We start from the raw sequence: 472 nt of genomic DNA on the forward strand, positions 1-472 counted from the left end.
GCCGTCCGCGCAGTCGGCCAGCAGCGCCGACAGCGTCACCCACGGCGTCCAGTAGCCGTCGCGGCCGAAGCGGGCGTGCAGCTGGCCGATGTAGTCGCGGCAGGCGCCGCTCTGCTCGCAGCTGGCGCTGACCACGGCCAGGTTCAGCAGCGCCAGGCATTCCTGCGCCGCCAGGCCGTATTCGCGGGTGCGGCGCAGCACCAGCTGGCGCCGCGCCAGGCAGTCGCGCCACAGCGGCGCGGCGGCCGCCTCGTCGGCCTCCTCCAGCGCCAGGTAGTAGGCGCCCGAGGCCGCGCTGTCAAGCAGCATGACGACGATGGCCGGGCTCAGCTCGTCCGGCTGGGCCAGCGTGGCGGCGCAGAACTGCAGCAGCTCCGGATACATCTCGGCGCTGAGCATGACGCGGCAGCGCGCCGCGCGCATCTGGGCCGCCAGCCGCGGCAGCGCGCAGCGCGCGTACAGCTCGGCGGCG

At 75.2% G+C, this 472-nt stretch carries 1 pseudogene; it reads right to left on the bottom strand.

Annotated elements, in window-relative coordinates:
- Nucleotides 1-472 (bottom strand): annotated as a pseudogene (locus GTP90_RS36065) (sensor histidine kinase); the annotation flags it as partial.

The organism is Duganella vulcania, assembly GCF_009857655.1.
Lineage (GTDB): Bacteria > Pseudomonadota > Gammaproteobacteria > Burkholderiales > Burkholderiaceae_D > Rugamonas > Rugamonas vulcania.